14 protein-coding genes and 3 riboswitches are annotated in these 20,795 nt (G+C 40.7%); of the genes, 13 read left to right on the forward strand and 1 reads right to left on the reverse strand.

What is annotated here, in order from left to right; genetic code table 11:
- Window positions 1–457: 457 nt before the first annotated feature.
- The 9 genes from UP17_RS01815 to essA all read left to right on the forward strand — a co-directional run bounded on the left by UP17_RS01815 (window position 458) and on the right by essA (window position 13,147).
- Window positions 458–1,405, forward strand: a complete 948-nt coding sequence (locus tag UP17_RS01815) for an IS110 family RNA-guided transposase (RefSeq protein ID WP_250211738.1) — start codon at window positions 458–460, stop codon at window positions 1,403–1,405.
- A gap of 5 nt (window positions 1,406–1,410) precedes the next feature.
- Window positions 1,411–1,689 (forward strand): hypothetical protein, encoded by a 279-nt coding sequence (locus UP17_RS28515; protein WP_250211739.1) that lies wholly within the window; start codon window positions 1,411–1,413, stop codon window positions 1,687–1,689.
- Window positions 1,690–1,887: 198 nt separating this feature from the next.
- Window positions 1,888–2,802, forward strand: a complete 915-nt coding sequence (locus tag UP17_RS01820) for a nucleoside hydrolase (RefSeq protein WP_061465939.1) — start codon at window positions 1,888–1,890, stop codon at window positions 2,800–2,802.
- Window positions 2,803–3,232: 430 nt separating this feature from the next.
- On the forward strand, window positions 3,233–3,523 hold the full coding sequence (locus UP17_RS01825) for a WXG100 family type VII secretion target (RefSeq protein WP_061461250.1): 291 nt from the start codon (window positions 3,233–3,235) through the stop codon (window positions 3,521–3,523).
- A gap of 97 nt (window positions 3,524–3,620) precedes the next feature.
- Complete coding sequence (locus UP17_RS01830; RefSeq protein ID WP_061465940.1) at window positions 3,621–3,860, forward strand: ESX secretion system protein YukD; 240 nt, start codon at window positions 3,621–3,623, stop codon at window positions 3,858–3,860.
- A gap of 70 nt (window positions 3,861–3,930) precedes the next feature.
- Window positions 3,931–5,247, forward strand: coding sequence for a type VII secretion protein EssB (gene essB, locus UP17_RS01835; RefSeq protein ID WP_061461251.1), 1,317 nt, complete (start codon window positions 3,931–3,933; stop codon window positions 5,245–5,247).
- Window positions 5,248–5,276: 29 nt separating this feature from the next.
- Complete coding sequence (gene essC / locus UP17_RS01840; protein WP_061461252.1) at window positions 5,277–9,758, forward strand: type VII secretion protein EssC; 4,482 nt, start codon at window positions 5,277–5,279, stop codon at window positions 9,756–9,758.
- Window positions 9,751–12,678 (forward strand): type VII secretion protein EsaA, encoded by a 2,928-nt coding sequence (gene esaA, locus UP17_RS01845; protein ID WP_061461253.1) that lies wholly within the window; start codon window positions 9,751–9,753, stop codon window positions 12,676–12,678. Before essC ends, esaA begins: the two co-directional genes overlap by 8 nt.
- A complete protein-coding gene (gene essA, locus UP17_RS01850; RefSeq protein ID WP_061461254.1) occupies window positions 12,665–13,147 on the forward strand; it encodes a type VII secretion protein EssA in 483 nt (160 codons plus the stop codon). Before esaA ends, essA begins: the two co-directional genes overlap by 14 nt.
- Window positions 13,148–13,389: 242 nt before the next feature.
- Here the strand turns inward: essA and UP17_RS27250 are convergent, their stop codons facing one another.
- Entirely contained in the window at window positions 13,390–13,542 is a 153-nt protein-coding gene (locus UP17_RS27250) for a hypothetical protein (RefSeq protein ID WP_155727178.1), read from the reverse strand.
- Between the two features lie 327 nt (window positions 13,543–13,869).
- Window positions 13,870–14,090, reverse strand: a riboswitch (cobalamin riboswitch).
- 169 nt (window positions 14,091–14,259) lie between these two features.
- Here UP17_RS27250 and UP17_RS01855 point away from each other — a divergent pair.
- The 4 genes from UP17_RS01855 to guaA all read left to right on the forward strand — a co-directional run bounded on the left by UP17_RS01855 (window position 14,260) and on the right by guaA (window position 20,447).
- Window positions 14,260–15,216 (forward strand): AAA family ATPase, encoded by a 957-nt coding sequence (locus tag UP17_RS01855; RefSeq protein WP_061461255.1) that lies wholly within the window; start codon window positions 14,260–14,262, stop codon window positions 15,214–15,216.
- Window positions 15,216–16,409 (forward strand): DUF58 domain-containing protein, encoded by a 1,194-nt coding sequence (locus UP17_RS01860; protein WP_061461256.1) that lies wholly within the window; start codon window positions 15,216–15,218, stop codon window positions 16,407–16,409. The genes UP17_RS01855 and UP17_RS01860 overlap by 1 nt, the downstream gene beginning before the upstream one ends.
- Window positions 16,406–18,610, forward strand: a complete 2,205-nt coding sequence (locus UP17_RS01865; RefSeq protein WP_061461257.1) for a DUF4129 domain-containing transglutaminase family protein — start codon at window positions 16,406–16,408, stop codon at window positions 18,608–18,610. Before UP17_RS01860 ends, UP17_RS01865 begins: the two co-directional genes overlap by 4 nt.
- A gap of 36 nt (window positions 18,611–18,646) precedes the next feature.
- Window positions 18,647–18,748: riboswitch (purine riboswitch) on the forward strand.
- 142 nt (window positions 18,749–18,890) lie between these two features.
- On the forward strand, window positions 18,891–20,447 hold the full coding sequence (gene guaA, locus UP17_RS01870; protein WP_061461258.1) for a glutamine-hydrolyzing GMP synthase: 1,557 nt from the start codon (window positions 18,891–18,893) through the stop codon (window positions 20,445–20,447).
- A gap of 224 nt (window positions 20,448–20,671) precedes the next feature.
- Window positions 20,672–20,773, forward strand: a riboswitch (purine riboswitch).
- Window positions 20,774–20,795 lie beyond the last annotated feature (22 nt).

The following is a 20,795-nucleotide window of genomic DNA, read 5'->3' on the forward strand; positions in this document are numbered from 1 at the left end:
TTCCCTTTTTTATATCATTGATATTTATAAGCGGTCAACTATTTTTACTAGTAGATACATGAACTGGCAGGCTTCTTCATTGTTTGGGAATTATGAATATTCTTAAAATTTTGTGGAACTGCCTATAATTGAATGTTAAAATTCAGTTGGAAAATAGTGTTTCCTGATACATAAGAAACTTCTATGGCGGCGATTCTCGCCGCCACCATCTAGCACGAAAACCTGCTCTTTACCCAAAAATAAAGTCTAACCCATTAAACCCTTGACAATAATGGATGATAACAATACAACCAGGCTGGACTTTTTTTGGTGGATCTTAAGGAAGATACCCTGTATAAGAAACTGGTTGTGACAGTATGGAAGAACCATTTAGTGTACTACAAGTACGTATACAAAAATTTTTGTAACAAATCTCCTGTCATATGTATTGTTAATCTTTTTTTGAGGTGATTCTCCTATGGAAGCAATGATTGAACGGTGTGCTGGCCTAGATGTACACCAAGAAACAGTAGTAGCCTGTGTACTATTTGGTCCATTAGATAAAAAGCCAAAAACCTCTATTGAAACGTTTTCAACTACAACAACGGGACTCTTGGCTTTAAGTGATTGGCTAGCTACACTTCAGGTATCCGATGTTGTGATGGAAAGTACCGGAGTCTATTGGAAACCAATATGGAATATACTTGAAGGTTCTTTTCACCTTGTTCTTGCCAATGCCAGACATGTCAAAAATGTTCCAGGGCGTAAAACTGATGTGAAAGATGCCGAATGGCTTGCCAAGCTTCTAAGATGTGGACTTATTGAAAGCAATTTTGTACCACCAGAGGATATTCGTGATTTACGAGATCTTACTCGTTATCGAAAAAAATTGATTCATCATCGCACTTCAGAGCAGAATCGCATTCACAAAATTCTTCAAGATGCTAATATCAAGCTAACATCCGTACTATCAGACATTTTTGGTGTATCGGGACGCCGTATCCTTGAAGCGATTCTAAACGGTGAAAAAATAGAGACCGATGGTCTTCGAAAAATGGTGGATTGGCGAACAAAAGCAAGTATTACTGACATTGCCAGTGCAATTAATGGTCGTATTCGCCGTCATCATCGTGATATGTTGCGTTACCATTGGGAGCATATGAGTTATTTAGAAAAAGCCATAGAAGAATTGGAAAAACAAATCGATCAACTCCTGTCCCCCTATCGTAAGGAAGTAGAATTATTGGATGGAATACCTGGTGTGAACAAAGCTGCCGCAGCTACTTTTATTGCAGAGATGGGCGTTGATATGTCCGTATTTAAGTCAGCTAAACATCTTGCCTCTTGGGCTGGTGTGAGTCCCGGAAATTACGAAAGTGCTGGTAAAAAAAAACGAGTAAAACCACACAAGGTAACAAAGCATTAAAAACGATGGCTGTAGAGTGTGTACTGGCAACCTCAAGGCAAAATAATCGAATTGCTTCACATCGAAAAAGGATTACCAAACGACAGGGAAAAATGAAGGGCCGAATTGCTTCTGCTCATTTACTTTTGACGATTGCTTACAACATCTTAAAAACAGGAGAACCCTATCATGAACTAGGCTCAAATTACCTTGAAGAAAAACAAATGAACAAAGAATTAAAAATGATCGAATACCTAAAAAAGAAAGGCTATACAATCGATCCATCAGAACAACAAACTGCATAACCAGTTAAAATAACGACATAGTACATTTACGTCCTTCAAAAAAATTAGAATTTGGTGGGCTTATTTTAGTATGGCCTTTCACGAATATGTTTTCATACAAAAAGATATGAAACGTGTAGAAAGCTATTTATTCTCTATTGAGAAAGGAGATTAATATTTGGTGGCACAAAAATGTAATTCTGGAGGGTGTTGGAAATATTGAAACCAATCATATTTGATGTTGATACTGGGATTGATGATGCCATGGCGATGGCATATGCATTAAATTCACCAGAATTGGAAGTGCTGGGGTTTACCACTTGCTTTGGTAACGTACCCGTTGTTGAATCGACCCGTAATACACTGGCCGTTTTGGAAAAATTAAATAGGCGCATTCCGGTTTTTGAAGGAGCCGGTCAAACATTGGTACGCGGAAAGAAGAAGAAATATCCCAAGCATGTCCATGGGGAAGACGGATTAGGAAATACCCTTCAGTTTGAACCAACTATTAAAGCATCAAAAGGGAATGCATCAGATTTCATTATCGAACAAGTGAAAAGCCGACCGCAAGAAATTACGGTTATTGCAGTAGGACCACTGACTAACATCGCAATGGCGATTAAAAAAGCCCCGAAAATCATGTCCTTAGTAAAAGAGGTGGTTATTATGGGCGGTGCTGTAAACGTACAAGGAAATGTAACGCCTTATGCTGAAGCGAACATAGTATCCGATCCTGAAGCGGCTGATCATGTATTTTCATCCGGACTGCCAATCACCCTAGTGGGACTTGATGTGACACTGCAAACATATCTTTTGAAATCGAAGCTTGATGAATGGCGGGCAACTGGTAAGGAGAGCGCCCGATTTTTAGCGGAAATGACCGATTATTATATGAAAGCTTATGAAACCTCCCATCCAGGTTTGGGCGGTTGCGCCCTTCATGATCCACTTGCAGTCGGGGTTGCGATTGATTCAAGTTTTGTAAGTGCAGAAATGATGAACGTCAAGGTTGTGACCGAAGGCGAAGAAACAGGCAGGACAATAGGCCAACAGGTTAGCGGTCCTGGAATCCGCGTCTGTACGAAAGTGCAAGCGGATCGGTTTGTGAAACACTTTTTGGAACGGGTTATATGAGGACTTGATCATGTGATAAGGATCTCCATTAACTAAGTCGCACAGCTGAAATCCATGTATTAAAAATAGTTTATTTTGCTTTGAAAAAAGGATTTTCGTATATTTGGATATCCTTTCGATTGGTTTTTCAAATATTAATCAATCGTTTGATTAATTTCATAGAGATTTGAAGGAATCCCTCCATTTTAGTAAAGGTCCAAAAAAATTGGGCATAAGGAACTTTTTTTTTACCATGAAAAGGTAAAAAAATAAAATTCATTCAAATAAATGTTTAATGATCCGGGAAAACAGGTACATAGACTTTCATAATCCCATATTTAGGTTTTTTCCATAATCATAATTTACCATTTTTCGACTTTGTTTTTATTTATATGGCAGAAAATGTATGGTTCTATTAAAATGTACTATATAAGATAGGAGGAGTTTTTCTATGTCACAAATTCGCGTAACACCTTCGGAACTGAAAGATGTAGCTAGGCAATATGATAATGAGAGCCAACAGGTAACGGATATCATTGGTCGTTTAGATAAAATGAGAGATCATTTAGCAGGTATTTGGGAAGGTTCTTCGAGTGAGGCTTTCATCGGGCAATATGAAGAATTGAAGCCTTCATTCATGGATATGGCACGCTTGTTGAATGAAGTTTCTCAACAATTGAATAAATCAGCTCAAATCCTTGAAGATACAGATAATCAGATTGCCAGTCAAATTCGCGGATAATCATTAGGTCAAAGAGATAAAGAATTTTCTAGGAAAAAGCGCTGCGACTCTTAATGAAGATCGTGGTGCTTTTTTGCTTTTAAAAGAGGTGGTTTCCATATATATTCAACTTACGATCGATTTAAACAGGTATACAGGGGAAGTATTTGACTTGCAAGTCTCGAATTACCGCTCCATCAAGAAGGTTGTGGAAATTGTATGGCAGGTAAAGGATATTGCCACTGCACCTAAAGATGGATATTGGGTGCGGGTCAAGAATAAAGAGTTTGTATGTTCAGGTTATGATACCCTGCTTGATAGCGGAATTACGTCGGGGGACCGCCTTGAGATCCTCTAATGGATAAGTGTGGGCTCGTTATAGGAATAAAGTCTAAAGCCCTTTTAGCAGGGGTAAAGGAGTACATAGAATGGATGAGAAACCATATCTGGAGAAAAAAACAGAAGCTGCAATGGTGAAGGATGATAATGGGTATCTGTTCGTTTTCCAACGGGCAAAACTATCGATGCAAGACCCACTGGAATTACAGCTTATTCATGAAGCGGATGATGCTCTCCAGAAACATATAGAAGTGACAGAGGACGAGGTGCAGATCAGAGTAAATCCACCAGCCTCTTTTTTTGTTTTTTCCAAAGCTAAAAATAGAAACCTGTTAGGTCGATGGGTATCGTCTTATCAAATCGTGAAGAAAATCAGAAATCATGAATTGACTCGGCTGCAACTAGTCGTCTGTCCAGAAAATATCGTCTTTGATCCAAGCTTGACCCCATATTTCCTTCATTATGGTGTAAAAGACAGTATGCCTCCATGTGAGCATAATCATGATGAGCTATTTCAAGAAACGAAGGCAACGATTTCGGCATTAGTGGATGGTCAGTATACCTTCGAAGAGTATCTGCTTTATTATAAAACATTAAAACTATCGAAGGAATCAAAAAGTATATTGGCAGCGGGGACTTGGGATGAACTATCCACGGTCGTTCAAAAACGGATAGATGCTTTAGAGGAGGAAGAAAAAGCATTTGTGCATATCCCTGAGAAAAAATGGAGAATGGGCCGCTATACTCTTTTGGGTACGATGATCGTTCTAGTGCCACTGATGTTCTTTACGATTTACACACTATTCTTCTCCCAACCTAGGCAGGATGCATATGTAGAAAGCGGTGAAAGCTTCTTAAAACAAAAATACAGTGAAGTCATTGACCGTTTGGAAAACTACGACCCAAAAAATATGCCGTATGTCGTTCAATATGAACTGGCGAAGTCCTATGTCACTTACGAACCGTTGGAGGGAGTCGCTAAGAAAAATGTGGAAAATGCAATCACCTTGCAAACCGATAGTCAGTATCTCCTATATTGGATATATATAGGCAGGGGCATGAACGAGGATGCGATCGATTTGGCGAGAATCATGGAGGATCGCGAATTGATTATGTATGGTTTGGTAAATCAGAAAGAACAGATTAAGTTAGACGATAAACTTTCCGGGGAAGAAAAGGAAACGCAAATTAAAGAAGTCGATACTGAGTTGTCCCAATATAGAAAGGAAAAAGAGGAATTGGATAAGCAAATGGAGGAAAATGGGGAACAGCAAGAACAGAACCAGCCTGCAACAAATTCCAATGCGGAAGATAAAGGTGAAGCGGAAGCAAAGCCTGCTGTAAAAGAAGAAGGTAAGGATTCCTCGAAAAAATCAATTGAAGAAAAAGAGAAAAGCAAAGAGTGAGCATTGGGTGTTTGCGGAGGTGAGATTTAATGAGTTTATTATGGATTTATTCTAAGGGGACCTACCAGTCCTATACGATCAAGGATAATCATAACGGTCCAATTACGATAGGGCCATCAAAACAGGATACGATCACCGTCTATTCCCTTCCCTTTGAACATGGATCCATCAAGCTGAGAAAACATGATGGGCTTAATGAATATGAGGTGTTTAGGGAGGGAAAGAAGCTTGGCGATGTAAAACCATTCCAAAGCTTCACCTTTCATGAAGGAGAAGAAACGGTCGAGATTTTTTATACGGCAGGGGAATTGGAAGAAAGCCTCTATTATATTGGCAACTTGAAAGAAATCACTATATCGGCCAAGGAGGGAGCAACCTTCCGTAAAGAAGGACCTGTTCCCGGCAATGGCTTTTCCTTTGTTCTTCATAAAGGGCAGTGGCTTCTCATACCTAAAGAAAAAAGTAGGATTTTCCTGAATGGTGAAAAGGTAACGAAGGCTGCTCCCGTTCAAAATGGTGATCTGATTTGCTGGCCCAATATGTTGCTTAGGTTGATTGAAGGCGACCTATTGATGATTCATAGTGCGGAGAGTTATGAAACAACTTTATCTAAAATGAAGAAGCCAATCTCTGAAATGAAGAAAAGCTATCCACAATATCGCCGGACACCAAGGATGATCTATGAATTGCCGGATGAGAAAGTGACGATATCATTTCCAAGCCAAGAATCGGAAGATAATAATAGAGGGTTATGGTTAATCCTGATGCCGCCGTTAATGATGCTTCTTGTCATGGGGGTCATCACGATCGTTCAGCCTCGGGGCATTTTCATTATCATATCGATTGTGATGTTCACAACGACTTTAGTAACCTCGACGGTTCAATACTTTAAAGACAAAAAGAAGCAAAAATTCAGAGATGAGAAACGTCAACGTGTGTATACCAGGTATCTAGACCAGAAGAGGGAAGAACTGCAAGAGCTGTCTGAAAAGCAAAAGAAAGTGCTGTTCTATCATTACCCTTCTTTTGAAAGGATGAAGCATCTAACTGATAGTATTAGCGACCGTATTTGGGAGAGAACGTTGGAGAGTGAAGACGCTCTCCACTTTAAGATCGGAACGGCGACCGTACCCTCAAGTTATGAGGTTTCGGCAAATAGTAACGATATGTCCAATCGGGATATAGATGATTTACTTGAGCAGTCGCAGGAACTTGTGGATGTATACAAAAACCTGGATGGTCTTCCGTTATCCATCGATTTATCAAGCGGATCGATGGGCCTTGTCGGAAAGGAATCGATTGTTAAACGCGAACTGCAACAATTGATTGGACAGCTGTCCTTTTTTCATAGTTATCATGATGTTCGTTTTGTGGCCATTTTTCCGGAAAAGGATTACCAAGAATGGGAATGGATGAAATGGCTCCCTCATTTTCAACTGCCACATGCCTATGCAAAAGGCTTTATATACAATGAGCAATCACGCGATCAGCTGCTGACTTCGATTTATCAGCTATTGAGGGAAAGAGATATGGATGAGAACAAAGGGAAAGCGAGATTCACTCCCCATTTTGTCTTTATTGTCACGGATCGTAATTTAATTGCAGAGCATGTCATATTGGAATATTTAGAAGGTAAAACAGACGATTTAGGTATCTCGACGATTTTTGCTGCGGATGCAAAAGAGAGTTTGACGGAAAATGTCCATACACTTGTGAAGTATATAAATGATCGCGAAGGTGAGATTCTCATCCAGCAAACGAAGGCTGTTCATACTCCTTTTACACTTGATGCACATACATCAGAAGGAAATGAGCGATATGCACGTACGCTGCGTTCACTAGATCATCAAAAGGGCATGAACAATTCAATACCAGAAACGGTTTCATTTCTGGAATTATTGAAAGCACGTGAAGTGGAAGAGCTTCCTATCAGCCAAAACTGGCGGACCAATCAGTCCTCCAAATCCTTGGCAGTACCGATTGGATTGAAAGGGAAAACGGATAGGGTTGAATTGAACTTGCACGAAAAGGCACATGGCCCCCATGGATTGGTTGCCGGGACGACAGGGTCAGGGAAAAGTGAATTACTGCAAACTTACATCCTATCATTAGCCGTTCATTATCATCCACATGAAGTTGCTTTTTTGCTCATTGATTATAAAGGCGGTGGAATGGCACAGCCATTCAGGCAGATCCCTCATCTACTGGGAGTCATTACGAATATTGAGGGAAGCAAGAACTTCAGTGCCAGGGCACTAGCCTCCATCAATAGCGAATTGAAGAAGCGCCAGCGCATGTTTGATCGATACGAAGTCAATCATATCAATGATTACACGGATTTATACAAAGAGGGCAAAGCGGATGAACCGTTACCGCATTTATTTTTGATATCTGATGAGTTTGCCGAACTTAAAAACGAAGAACCTGATTTCATCCGCGAATTAGTGAGTACGGCAAGAATTGGACGGAGCTTGGGTGTTCATTTAATTCTTGCCACGCAAAAGCCAGGCGGTGTTATTGATAACCAGATTTGGAGCAATGCCCGTTTTAAAATTTCTTTAAAAGTGCAGGATGCCAATGATAGTAAGGAAATTCTTAAAAATAGTGATGCCGCAAATATTACTGTCACCGGTCGGGGATATTTGCAGGTAGGAAATAATGAGGTGTATGAACTGTTTCAGTCAGCTTGGAGCGGTGCACCATATTTAGAGGATACGGTTGGATCTGAGGATGAAGTGGCATTCGTCACAGACCTTGGTCTTGTCCAAATCTCAAATGTATCGGAACAAATTACTAATAAGAGGAAAGAAAAGATAAGTGAAATTGAAGCCGTTGCGGATCATATTGTGAAGACGCAGGAAGAAATGAAGATTAAGAAGTTGGCAAGCCCATGGCTTCAGCCTCTTCAAGACCGTCTATCGAGAAATGCTGAGACAAGCCTGGCGATGTATCAATTCCATCTAGGAATGAAGGATGAGCCCGAATTGCAGAGCCAGACAAATTATATCTATAACTGGATTGAGGATGGGAATGTTGGGATTTTTGGTTCTTCCGGATACGGCAAGTCAACCACCGTTTTGACCCTTCTCTTTAGTTTTGCAGATCAATTCACTCCTGAAGAACTGCATTATTACATTTTCGATTTCGGGAATAGCGCTTTACTGCCATTGCGCCAGCTGCCTCACACAGGGGATTACTTTCGATTCGATGAGTTAAGGAAAATTGAAAAATTCATGTTGTTCATGAAAGCGCAAATGGAAAGGCGTAAGCAGCTTTTTTCAGAAAGGGAGCTTAGTAACATAAAGCTTTATAACGCATTAGTGGAGGATAAATTGCCGATCATTTTTATCGTGGTCGACAATTTTGATTTAGTGAAGGATGAAATGCAGGACCAGGAAGCACAGCTCATTCAGTTTGCACGTGATGGGCAATCACTTGGAATTTTCATGATTTTAACGGCAACGAGAATCAATGCCATTCGCCAGCCGTTAATGAATAGTCTTAAGACAAAGGTCGTCCATTACTTAATGGACAGTTCGGAACAATATTCTGTTCTGGGGAGGACCCTCTATGAAAATGAACCTGTTCCGGGAAGGGCGTTGGTGAAGAAGGACCAAACCTATCTCACGCAGGTTTATTTACCAGTCGATGGAGCGGATGATATAGCCGTTTTGGAAGAAATGAAACAGGCCGTGGCAGATCATAAGGTTAAATATAAGGAAATGGCCAAACCGTCGGCGATTCCGATGTTACCGGCACGTCTTGATTCCAGCAGCTTCAAGAGTTACTGCTCACAAGCCATTAAGAAGGATTCAATTCCAATCGGGCTGTCAGAGGAGAGCGTTACGCCTGTTTCCGTGGAGTTGAATTCCAATCCATTCTTGCTTGTCGTGGGACAGTCACGTAAAGGGAAAACGAATGTCCTTAAAGTGCTATTGGAATCGTTGCTTACACAGACAATTGGAGAAATTGGTTTGTTTGACGGAGTCGATCGTGGACTATCTTCATATGCTTTCTTTGAGACTGTACGTTATGTGGAAACGAAAGATCAGATATCCGAATGGCTCGATCATATCACTGAAATCTTTGAAGCTCGTGAACGACAATATCTAGCGGCATTGGAAATGAAACCGATGAAGCAGCTGGAATTCCCATCCATCATATTTGTCATAGATAGCCTTTCAAGGATTCAACAAACGATCGACGGCAGGATTCAGGATAGGATCAGTGGCCTGATGAAACAGTACAGCCATTTAGGATTTAGTCTGATCGTCGCTGGAAATGCTAACGACTTCACCAAGGGATATGATTCGTTGACAACTGAATTGAAACAAGTCAGACAGGCTGTTTTGCTTCTTAAAAAATCAGACCAAAGCTTGTATACGCTCTCCTATTCGAGAAAAGAAGAAGAAATTCAGCCTGGTTACGGATATTTTGTACTAAACGGTCAGGAAAGTAAAATCCAAATTCCTCTAAGTGAATATAGAAGGAGAGTGCAAGAGAGTGTCTGAAAAAATAAAACCGATGTTATTAATCGGTAAAATACTGGTGATCTTAGCGCTGCCCATCCTGTTTTTTTCTTATATTGGCCAAAATCCAATGAAAAAGACAGAAACGGCTTCTCGTGAAATCGCGATTGTCAATGAAGATAATGGCACTGAATTTAACAATAATCCCATATACGTGGGTTCAGAGCTAGTTACTACCTTGGACAAGGATTCTGAATATGAGTGGTTTGTGGTTAACAGAAGTACGGCGGAAAGTGGACTTGAAAATGAAAAGTATGATGCAGTTATATATTTCCCATCCGATTTTTCAGAGAATATTTATACGTTTGATGATGAGCAGCCTGTTAAGGCGGGAATTAAGTACAAGGTACAAACAAGTTTGAATGCAGAGAATATGGAGAAGGTACAAAAGGAATTAGAAAAGACAAAGAATAAAATGAATAAGCATATTTCAACACAGTATTGGAGTTACGTTTCCCAATCAGTCGAGGACATCCGTAAGAAGTTCGATAATGTCCTTGCTAAAGAAATCGCTTTTCAAAACACAATGTATGAGTTTTATACTCCAAGCTCGGAAAGCCTTGCTGGGGAAATCAAACAACATAGGGACATGCTTGAAGGAGTCTTTGCCCAGATGAAGGATGCTGGGAAAACGGGTAATGAAATGATGGGTGAAATAGGGAACACTAAAGCCCAGATGGCTTCCTTTGTAAAGGATGTAGCCTCTTTTGAGGAATATCAAAAAGCTCAAAGTAACCTTTTTGAGAAAACCTCGGCCCAAAATCAGCAGCTTATCATGGACAGTGTACAATCATATGACAAGGTGTTGAATGAGGGGAACCAATCTGTACCTGAGATTCAGCAAGGGATGAATACGAAATACAGTCTAAATGACCAAGGCATTAATGGGAATGTTGAAGTCATGCAGCAGAAACTTGATTCTAGTAATAATGAATTGGAAGAGTTTTCAACAAACATGAAAGACAAACAAGTAGAACAAATTACGAAAATCACCCAAGATCAACAAAGCTCGATTGAACAATTCAAACAATCTGAAGAGGCGGGTCTTGAAAACCTTCAGTCTACCTTGCTTATGCAAAGAGGAAATCTTGCAAGCGGCTCTGGTGATGGGGGAATTATTGGTGACGGAACGACATCTATAGAAGATATTGAAACGGAAACGGGTAAAGGTGAATCGGAGGCTGCTCCTTCAAAGAAGGACCCGATTGATGAACTGTCGCTACAGGGACTGCTGGATCAAATAAATGGCATCAACACGGCACTTGAAAGTTTGGTGCCGGCAGAGGGGAGTGAAGGAACTGCTGAACAAATCAATATTCTTACAGCAGAACTCCAAACTGAAATCAATAATCTTAGCGGAACGGTAAACGGCAGAACGGGAAATTATAATGAAGTGATAACGGAATTTAATACACTGGTAGATTCATATAATGATCTGCTTGCACAGTTTACGCAATTACAGACTGATTATAATGATCTTGGCACGAATTATAAGGATTTAGGTGATCAGTGGAAGAAGTCACAGGAAGATATTCAAAAATTACAGGATATCCAGAGTATGACAATTGACGAGACCATCACAGAGATCAAGAATCTCGAACAGGCACTCCTTGAAAAAGTGGGGGGAGAAAGGCGGGCAATGTTGGTGAAGGCCTTTGAAAAACCTATCACTAACCGGGATTCAACTACCCTCCTTGCCTATTATGGTTCACTCTCATCTTATGGAGAATTGGCTCAAAGAGTCACGGAAGCAAATGTAGAAAAGGTTTTTGCAGCCAATATAAAAGAATTGGAAAACTTGAAAATTGGGGTTTCCGGAAATGTAGATGAAGAAGCAAAACTCGTCAAAGCAAGTTTGGCAGGAGTCAATGAAAACTTTCGGATGTTCTCCGACTCCATTATGGGTTATATGAAGGAATATGATGCAAACGTCGAATCAGGGCAGAAAGCAACTTTAGCTGAATTGGCGGCAATTACCGAACGGGCTCAAGGAGTATCTGCCAATTTATCAGATCATATGGGAGATCCTGAAATAGGGACGGAACCTCCAGTGAACCTTGATGGTGAAATGTTTGTCTCACTTCAAGACAATACGGCAACAACTGTCGGCTTCATTTCCGCCCTTGTCAATTCTGTAGCGGAACGACAAGACACGGTTACGAAGGAAACGGCAGACCTGCAAGCGAAAGTGGGGTCCGTACAGGAAAGGGCCGATCAGCTTAATGATAATTGGTCCCAAAATGTAGACTCAACCGTAAAAATCAAGACGGACGTATATAGTGTCTTGAACAACACTCTAGTCGATGATCAGCAGAACGGGTATGTGTATGAATATTTAGCGAATCCCGTTCAAATCAGCGGGGAAGTCCTTCATCAGGAAAAGGTCAATATCCCGCCAATTGTCATGTTGGTGATCATACTCATTTCTGGGTTATTGATCGGTTTCTTCCTGCATCATTATGAAACCATGCCAATGATGGTCCATGCGGCTTTGTTTACCTTATTGAATCTGAGCGTAGGTTTAATAATCAGCATATATGGTTTGAAGATTTATCCACTGGGCGATATGCAGGAGATTAAATGGACCGTTTTCACTGTCCTGCTTTTATTCTTCTGTTCAGCGTTTACCCGGCTTGCCTTCTCAATTGGTCCGTTTGTCGGTTCTATCCTTGTGATTGGTTTAATCAGTTTCTTTACCATTCCATTATTGGATTTAATCATGCCTAATTTCAATGTCGATCACCCGGTTGCAGACGCATACATGTCCATTCAATTCGGTAATCAGTCGGCATTCATTCCGGCTATTATCATTTTGATTGTACTGACGCTTATCGGAACGGTCATTCCATATATAGTGAAGCGTCTTACAGAAAGAAGAGAAATGGCCCATGAAGTGGATTAAATACGTAATGGCAGTCTTATTCTTCATGTTCTTTAGCCATACACCGCATGGCGGGGCAGAAGAGGAACCCATGGTGGAGCCCAATGAATATCAAGAAAATGATATTGATATTCAAACGGAATATTTCCATGAGGAAGGATTGTTGGAGCAGAAGCGGAGATTGCCTGAAGAACAAAAGGACCTTACTTTTGAAAGAGGGAAATATGATGTCATGGATTCGGTGAAGGATTCACTGTTTCTTTCTCCGGTAACGAAGAATCAAAATAATACCATCGCTTCAAAATCAGAACAGCTTGGATTATTCTCGGAAGTCAGCATTCGAACGAGAAGCGAAGAAGAAACAGAGCCTTCCCTTAATTTTGACCTGACGATATTGCTCGGCATCGTTTTGGCACTTTCTGTTGTTTGTTTGTTTTTTATCCTTATCCCGAAAATGGGTAAGTTTAATGGAGAGGTTAAACGAAAATGAAAACAGCCCGAGTCCTGACTAATGTCAGGACTCGGGCTGTTTTTGCTACATATCCGTAATGGTTTTAATAAGCCCTAAAAGAAGGGCGGCTGCGAAGATCAAAATGAAGAATTTTTTATACATGTTCATCAGTTCCTCTTATATCTTATGAGTGGATTGCATTTATTTTAGCATAAACAAGAAAGAAAGGAAGTTGGTGCATTTTTAATTCCTTAAGATAAATAGATCATGTGAGGGTAGATTTATTGCCTAATGACCGGAGTATCCTTTCTTTCTGAGTTATTTGACCAGGTCGGGATAAGCGGTTTTTGCTCCGGGTTCAGCAGCTTCCCCGATCCTTGGTCCAGGACGGGATATGATATTTCATCAAGTAAATGGGTGTCATCATTTTTCACGGCCCTCCTGGTGTATGGATTTCCGGAGCAGGACTAATTTCAAATTATGTTTGTTCCTTTTCATTTAAAGTTTCCGCTTTTTCCTCGACACTTGCAATTTGGATTTGATATCCTTCACTAATTTACCCCCTTCCTCGGTAACGCCCATGACTTTTGCGATCTGCCCGATATCTCCATACACATCATCGTAGTTGGGTGAATGACCTCCGTATCGCTTTTTGCAGCAAAACAAAAAGCCGACCAAGAGGTTTGGCCGGCATCGGGCATCTATGTATCTGTAGTAGAAAAAAGGTGAAGGAGCCGTAGATCTCCTATCTTCCGAAGAGCATAATACGATAAAAAAAGGCAGGTCTCCTGGCTCGTGCGTCATTTTACTCTAAGAACCTTCCCGTTTGGGCTATGTGGCCGGCAATCGGCGTGTGATTACATCCTCGAATATGTGGTACGCATCTTATATCAGTAGCACTTACAGTTGCGGAAACAGCTTCGGTTTTAAACCGAATTCCCTAATAAGCTGACAAGGCAGCACCTATTAGCAACAGTTTGCCATACCTTATTCATTAAGCGGTATTAATATATTTAGAGAAATTCGTTTATGGATTACTGAATATCTAGTAAACTTACAATGTAAGGTTTAATTGGATCTTAATGTAAACAGCGTGTTGGCATTGATATAGAAAAGATATGAAATGAAAGGGAAATCTCAGGAGGTAGAGAATGAGTTATAAGCAGGTCAATCAGAAACTTGAAATGGTTCTGGGTAATATCGAAAAGGTGATTGTCGGAAAACGGGATATAGCAGAACTAAGCATCGTGGCACTTCTTTCCGGTGGACATGTCTTATTGGAGGATGTTCCGGGTGTGGGAAAGACAGTCATGGTAAGGGCGCTGGCAAAATCAATTGGTGCAAGCTTTAAGCGTATACAATTCACGCCTGATTTACTGCCTTCTGATGTAACGGGTGTTTCAATCTTTAATCCTAAGGAACAAGAATTCGTTTTTAGGCCAGGACCGATAATGGGCCATATTATTTTAGCCGATGAAATTAACCGGACCTCGCCTAAAACGCAGTCTGCCTTGCTTGAAGCCATGGAAGAGGCAAGTGTGACGATTGATGGTATCACAAGAGGATTGGATAAGCCCTTTTTCGTAATGGCGACACAAAACCCCAGTGAGTATGAGGGAACATATCCGCTTCCAGAGGCTCAATTGGATAGATTCCTATTAAAAATGAACATTGGCTATCCAGATGTGGAAGAAGAGATAGAGGTACTTCATAGGGCTCAATATATGGCACCGCTTGAAGAGCTGGAATCCGTCATCACCATAGTTGAATTGATATCATTACAGGCAGAGGTAAAAGCGGTGATAGTGGATGATACAATAAAACGTTATATTGTTGAATTGGCGAATCAAACCCGTACGCATGAAGGGGTTTATTTAGGGGTAAGCCCGCGTGGATCGATAGCGTTGATGAAGGCAGCCCAAGCATACGCTTTGATCCAGGGCAGGGACTATGTTTTACCGGACGATGTTCAATATTTAGTTCCATTCGTATTCTCCCACCGGCTTATTTTGAAACCCGAAGCGGATTATGATGGATTCGATACCGGGATGGTGATACATGAAATTGTCGCGATGACTCAAGTGCCTGTAAAGCGGGTTGTGACTTAATGGGCAAATTCATCAGCATTTCAAGGGGAAATATGAGTGTGATCGGACTGGTATCACTCATGGTCGTTACCTTTTGCTTTGCAATGTTTCAAGGTGGTTTTGTCAGTTGGTTTATTTTTTATTCGTTTTTGCCATTTTCTACTTACGCTGCGATCCTGCTGTTTTATCCGCTGCATGCCTTTACCGTTGAGAGAAAGAGCAATAAACGGGAATGCTATCCAGGCGATTCTGTTGAAATAGTCTTGACATTTACCCGTAAAAACCTAATGCCCCTATTATTTATGTTGGTGGAGGAGGAATTGCCTCAGAGGATGGAAGATAGCGGATTCCAAAGGAAAATAATGATCTTTCCCGGGTTCAAGCGTACCTTCAGTATGTCATATACATTGGAAAACTTGCCCCGCGGAGAACATTCGTTTCAATCGATCCGCTTCAGGATAGGGGATTTTTTCGGGCTCTTTGAAAAGGAGGCGATATATAGCTCACCTTTGAAAATAACTGTTTTCCCTCCATATCATGAGCTTGCCTACAGTGATCTTGATCGAGTGTTCAATCAGGGGGCGGTGGGTTCAACAAAGAAAACACAACGGGAACATTCAGTGGTCTCCGGGGTAAGGAAGTATCAGCCAGGCGATCAATTGTCATGGATTAACTGGAAGGCGACGGCTAGAACGAGTGAAATCATGACGAAGGAATTCGAAGTGCAGAAAAACCGGGATTTATTCATCGTGCTTGATAATAAGCCTTCGGATTTATTAGAAGAATCCATTGTAATGACGGCTTCCATCGCACATGCCATGTTAAAAAAAGGCATGGAGATCGGGTATGCAAGTATGGGATCGAGGGTAATTATACCGACAGGAGCAGGCAATAACCATAGACGAAAGATTTTTTACCGACTTGCTAAAGAAGAACCAAGTGAGGTAAACGCATTGGACGAAAAGATATGGAAGGGGATCCTTCCGGCAAACGCTGCTGTGATATTCATTGTTTCAGACTTAACCTTAGAAAAGGTGGACATGTTGAGTGCTTCCCTTGCTAATAATGGATTGATGTTATGTGTGAAGAAACCGGAAGATCTTACTGATGAGGAAAAAATGTCAAGATCTACAGCAGTCTCGAGGGGGATAAAGGTTAGCTTTTTTGAACATGGCCAACTAAAATGTGATTTATCAGAGGTGATGGCGGAATGAAAGTCACTACCGAAAAGTTGGAAAGGTTCATGCATGTCCTCCTATATATCTTTGGTCTGTTGTTGATCACTGAGTGGTTAAGGCCTGTCGATAAACTCACCGATACAGGGAATATCATCATTTTTGTTCTATTTTTGATTTTTTCCTTACTGCTGCACTATTTCCGCGTGCATTGGTCAATCCGGTTTATTCTCATTAGTGCTTATATAATGATTTCTTTACAGTTCCTTCATTCGAAAACCGCTTTATTTCAATTATCATGGTTGAAAGGATTTCTAGTGGATTTTTCGGGAAACCTAGGGTATATATACGATGGGAATTGGGAATTGATAACAAATCCATTTCGGACGTTTCTGTTTTTTACCCTTCTTTGGCTTGTATCGTATTTGATCCATTACTGGGTGATGGTGAGGCAAAGCATCTTTTTCTTTTTTATGTTAACGGTGATTTTCATTTCTGTACTAGATACATTCACTCCCTATGTGGGGGATAAGGCAATGATAAGAATCATCAGCATCGGGTTCTTGATGCTCGGTCTGCTGTCCCTGCTGCGTCTAACGATACAGGAGATGATTAGGTTTCCGATGGTTTCCATAAATAAATGGATCTTGATGCTGACCGGAATGATATCGGTAAGTGTCCTTGTTGGTTTCGGTGCCCCAAAACTCTCTCCGCAGTGGCCGGACCCAGTGCCTTATATTACTTCTTATTCTGATAAAGCCCTGAAAGAAGACGGTAGTTCGAAGGGGAAAAGTGTCGGATATGATGAAGACGATTCGGATCTTGGCGGTTCGATAGAGCCAGATAGTTCCACCGTTTTTTATAATAATGCACCTGCAGGACATTATTGGAAAGTGGAGAACAAGGATGTTTATACCGGGAAAGGATGGGTTTCCATACTGGAAAAGGACTTTCACTCTTTTTCCAACGGTCAGGATATGGCATCTTTAAATATTTATGACGTTCCTAAAGTGGTTAAAACAGAAGAAATGACAGCAAAACTGTCCATGACGGAATCATATTCCCATATAATTCATCCGCAGTCAGGGTATTTAAAAAAGATTGAGTCCAAAAGCGGAATCGATTTCAAATATTATCAGGGTATGGACAAGGTCATTTCTGAACGGGAAAATGGCGAAAGACTGGTCATGAAAGAGTATGAGCTGGTCTATGATATGCCGAGTTTTGATATAGCTGAGTTAAGGAAAACCACAGAACCTGACGAATCGATGGATTTGTTAATGGAAAAAAACACACAGCTTCCAGAGGGATTGCCAAACCGGATCTACGAATTGGGATCCCGACTTACAAAAAATGAATCGAATTGGTACGATAAAGCAAAAGCAATTGAGGATTATTTTGACGGACCTGAATTCATTTATTCAAAGGACGATATTCCGTATCCGGAGACAAATCAAGATTATGTCGATCAATTTTTATTCGAGACGCAGAAAGGGTATTGTGATAATTATTCAAGTGCAATGGTCGTTTTACTTCGTGCCGCCAATATACCTGCCAGGTGGGTAAAGGGTTATACGGAAGGGGAAAAATCAATCCATGATGGTGAATCTGTTTATAAGGTGACCAATAATAATGCACATTCCTGGGCCGAGGTTTATTTTTCAGGGATAGGCTGGGTCCCCTTCGAGCCGACAAAGGGTTTCGATGGGGAAGTTGAATTTTACGATTCGGAATTGAAACAGGAAGAGATCAAGAACTCTGGCCCAACTAAGGAAAGACAAACAAAGAAAGAGACCAGGGAACGCCAGAATACACCCGATAGGGAAACTCAAAGCTCAGGCAAAATGGGTATTGGGGGTATTGGGGGCATGGAAGGGCTCTTAAAATGGACTGCCATCACACTGTTAAGTGTAATGATTCTTGTTTCAATGGGTTATTTTTCCAGAAGGAAGTGGATTCCATATCTGCAGATTCTTCATTATAGAAACAAATCAGGTGCTCGTTTTACGACAGCATATTTAATATTACTGAAACAATTAAAGCGAGCAGGTTTAGTTCGTCCGGAGGGGCAAACTTTAAGGGAGTATGCCGCCTATGTGGATGTAGTGTACGATACAGATGAGATGAGTGAATTGACGGCTGCATACGAGTTAATGATATATCGTGGAGACGTGGAAGATCGCGAATGGAAACACTTTCAAAAGGGTTGGGAAAGCTTAATGAGAAAAACTAGCTCTTGACCAGGTTTTTATTATATTGATACAATAACAAAAACTAACTTAAACTAATATATCCTTCATATATCCTCGATAATATGGATCGAAAGTTTCTACCGAATCACCGTAAATGATTTGACTATGAAGGCGGATTTTAACAGGAAAGCTGAAAATCTGCCTTCGTCTATACTTTTTGTGTATTTTTGAGGGTGGATTTTTAGTTTTTCTTTTTTTATGATAATATTTTTTATAAGAAAGTATCACTCGATTTTATGAGTGAATTACATTAATAGAGGTGACGTTTGTGCCGGGGAAAACAGAATTGCAAAAGAACCAGGAAATGATCGTAGTACTTGATTTCGGAAGCCAATATAACCAATTGATCACTCGTCGTATCCGTGAATTTGGTGTGTACAGTGAGCTTCATCCTCATACAATTACTGTAGAGGAAATCGAGAAAATGAACCCAACGGGAATAATATTCTCAGGGGGCCCGAATAGTGTTTATGATGCAACTGCATTTGGTTGTGATGAACGCATATTCGAAATGGGCCTACCGATTTTCGGTATTTGTTATGGCATGCAGCTTATGACTAAACATTTTGGCGGAAAAGTGGAACCAGCGAAAAACCGTGAATACGGAAAAGCGGCACTTGCCATCCAAAATGAGTCCAAGTTATTCAGTGATCTGCCGAAAGAACAAATCGTCTGGATGAGCCATGGTGATTTAGTGGTGGAAACGCCTGAAGGTTTCAAGATTGATGGAACGAACCCATCTTGCCCAATTTCGGCCATGAGTGACGAGTCACGTAAATTGTATGCCGTACAATTCCATCCGGAAGTCCGTCATTCAGTTTATGGAAATGACATTTTGAAAAATTTCGTATTCGGCGTTTGTGGTTGCAAAGGTGACTGGTCAATGGAGAACTTCATTGAAGTCGAGATGGAGAAAATCCGTCAAACTGTCGGAAATAAAAAAGTGTTATGCGCATTGAGCGGCGGAGTGGATTCATCCGTTGTTGCTGTTTTGATTCATAAAGCGATTGGCGATCAGTTAACATGTATTTTCGTTGATCATGGATTACTACGTAAAGGAGAAGCCGAAGGTGTAATGGAAACATTCAGTGAGGGCTTCAATATGAACGTAATCAAGGTCGATGCATCAGAACGTTTCCTATCGAAACTTGCTGGCGTTTCAGATCCGGAACAAAAACGGAAAATCATCGGCAACGAATTCATCTACGTATTCGATGACGAAGCAACGAAGCTCGAAGGCATTGATTTCCTTGCTCAGGGAACACTTTACACAGACATTATTGAAAGTGGGACGGCTACTGCACAAACAATTAAATCGCATCACAACGTTGGCGGTTTGCCGGAAGATATGCAATTTAAATTGATCGAGCCATTGAACACTTTATTCAAGGATGAAGTGCGTGCACTTGGAAGTGAAATGGGCATTCCAGATGAAATCGTTTGGCGTCAACCATTCCCAGGTCCTGGTTTAGGCATTCGTGTATTAGGCGAAATTTCAGATGAAAAACTTGAAATCGTTCGTGAGTCTGACCATATCTTACGTGAAGAAATTAAAAAGAATGGTTTGGAACGTGAAATTTGGCAGTACTTTACAGTGCTTCCTAACATCCGTAGTGTAGGGGTAATGGGCGACGCCCGTACGTACGATTACACAATCGGGATCCGAGCGGTTACATCCATTGACGGAATGACTTCCGATTGGGCGAGAATCCCATGGGATGTACTTGAAATCATCTCGACGAGAATCGTTAATGAAGTAAACCATGTAAATCGCGTCGTGTATGACATTACGTCTAAGCCGCCTGCAACTATCGAGTGGGAATAGAAGATTGATCATCCAATCAGTGAAGGAATTTTCCTTCACTGATTTTTTTTGGTGAAAATAATTTTTGAATATGTAGATTAATTACATTTCCCGTATGTTGGCGAATATATAGCCATAATAAGTAAGGGATATATAGCGAAAAGCGAACATTGCCTAAAATTACATAAAAAATATTCGTTTGGTATATTGACGATTATTTTAGTGATTGGTACACTATACCTATAATAATAAAAAAACATAATTGTCGTATAATATTGGGGATATGGCCCAAAAGTTTCTACCAAGCTGCCGTGAACGGCTTGACTACGATGTGTATGGATTGGCGAGTTATGGATAAACCGCCACTTC

The sequence above is a fragment of the Peribacillus simplex genome (genome assembly GCF_001578185.1).
GTDB lineage: Bacteria > Bacillota > Bacilli > Bacillales > DSM-1321 > Peribacillus > Peribacillus simplex_A.

What these genes read in the sequence shown, in the direction of transcription:
- essB (WP_061461251.1), top strand. Translation starts at nt 3,931, where the DNA reads ATGGATGAGAAACCATATCTGGAGAAAAAAACAGAAGCTGCAATGGTG.
- UP17_RS01825 (WP_061461250.1), top strand. Translation starts at nt 3,233, where the DNA reads ATGTCACAAATTCGCGTAACACCTTCGGAACTGAAAGATGTAGCTAGG.
- essC (WP_061461252.1), top strand. Translation starts at nt 5,277, where the DNA reads ATGAGTTTATTATGGATTTATTCTAAGGGGACCTACCAGTCCTATACG.
- UP17_RS01815 (WP_250211738.1), top strand. Translation starts at nt 458, where the DNA reads ATGGAAGCAATGATTGAACGGTGTGCTGGCCTAGATGTACACCAAGAA.
- UP17_RS01865 (WP_061461257.1), top strand. Translation starts at nt 16,406, where the DNA reads ATGAAAGTCACTACCGAAAAGTTGGAAAGGTTCATGCATGTCCTCCTA.
- UP17_RS28515 (WP_250211739.1), top strand. Translation starts at nt 1,411, where the DNA reads ATGGCTGTAGAGTGTGTACTGGCAACCTCAAGGCAAAATAATCGAATT.
- UP17_RS01860 (WP_061461256.1), top strand. Translation starts at nt 15,216, where the DNA reads ATGGGCAAATTCATCAGCATTTCAAGGGGAAATATGAGTGTGATCGGA.
- essA (WP_061461254.1), top strand. Translation starts at nt 12,665, where the DNA reads ATGAAGTGGATTAAATACGTAATGGCAGTCTTATTCTTCATGTTCTTT.
- UP17_RS01855 (WP_061461255.1), top strand. Translation starts at nt 14,260, where the DNA reads ATGAGTTATAAGCAGGTCAATCAGAAACTTGAAATGGTTCTGGGTAAT.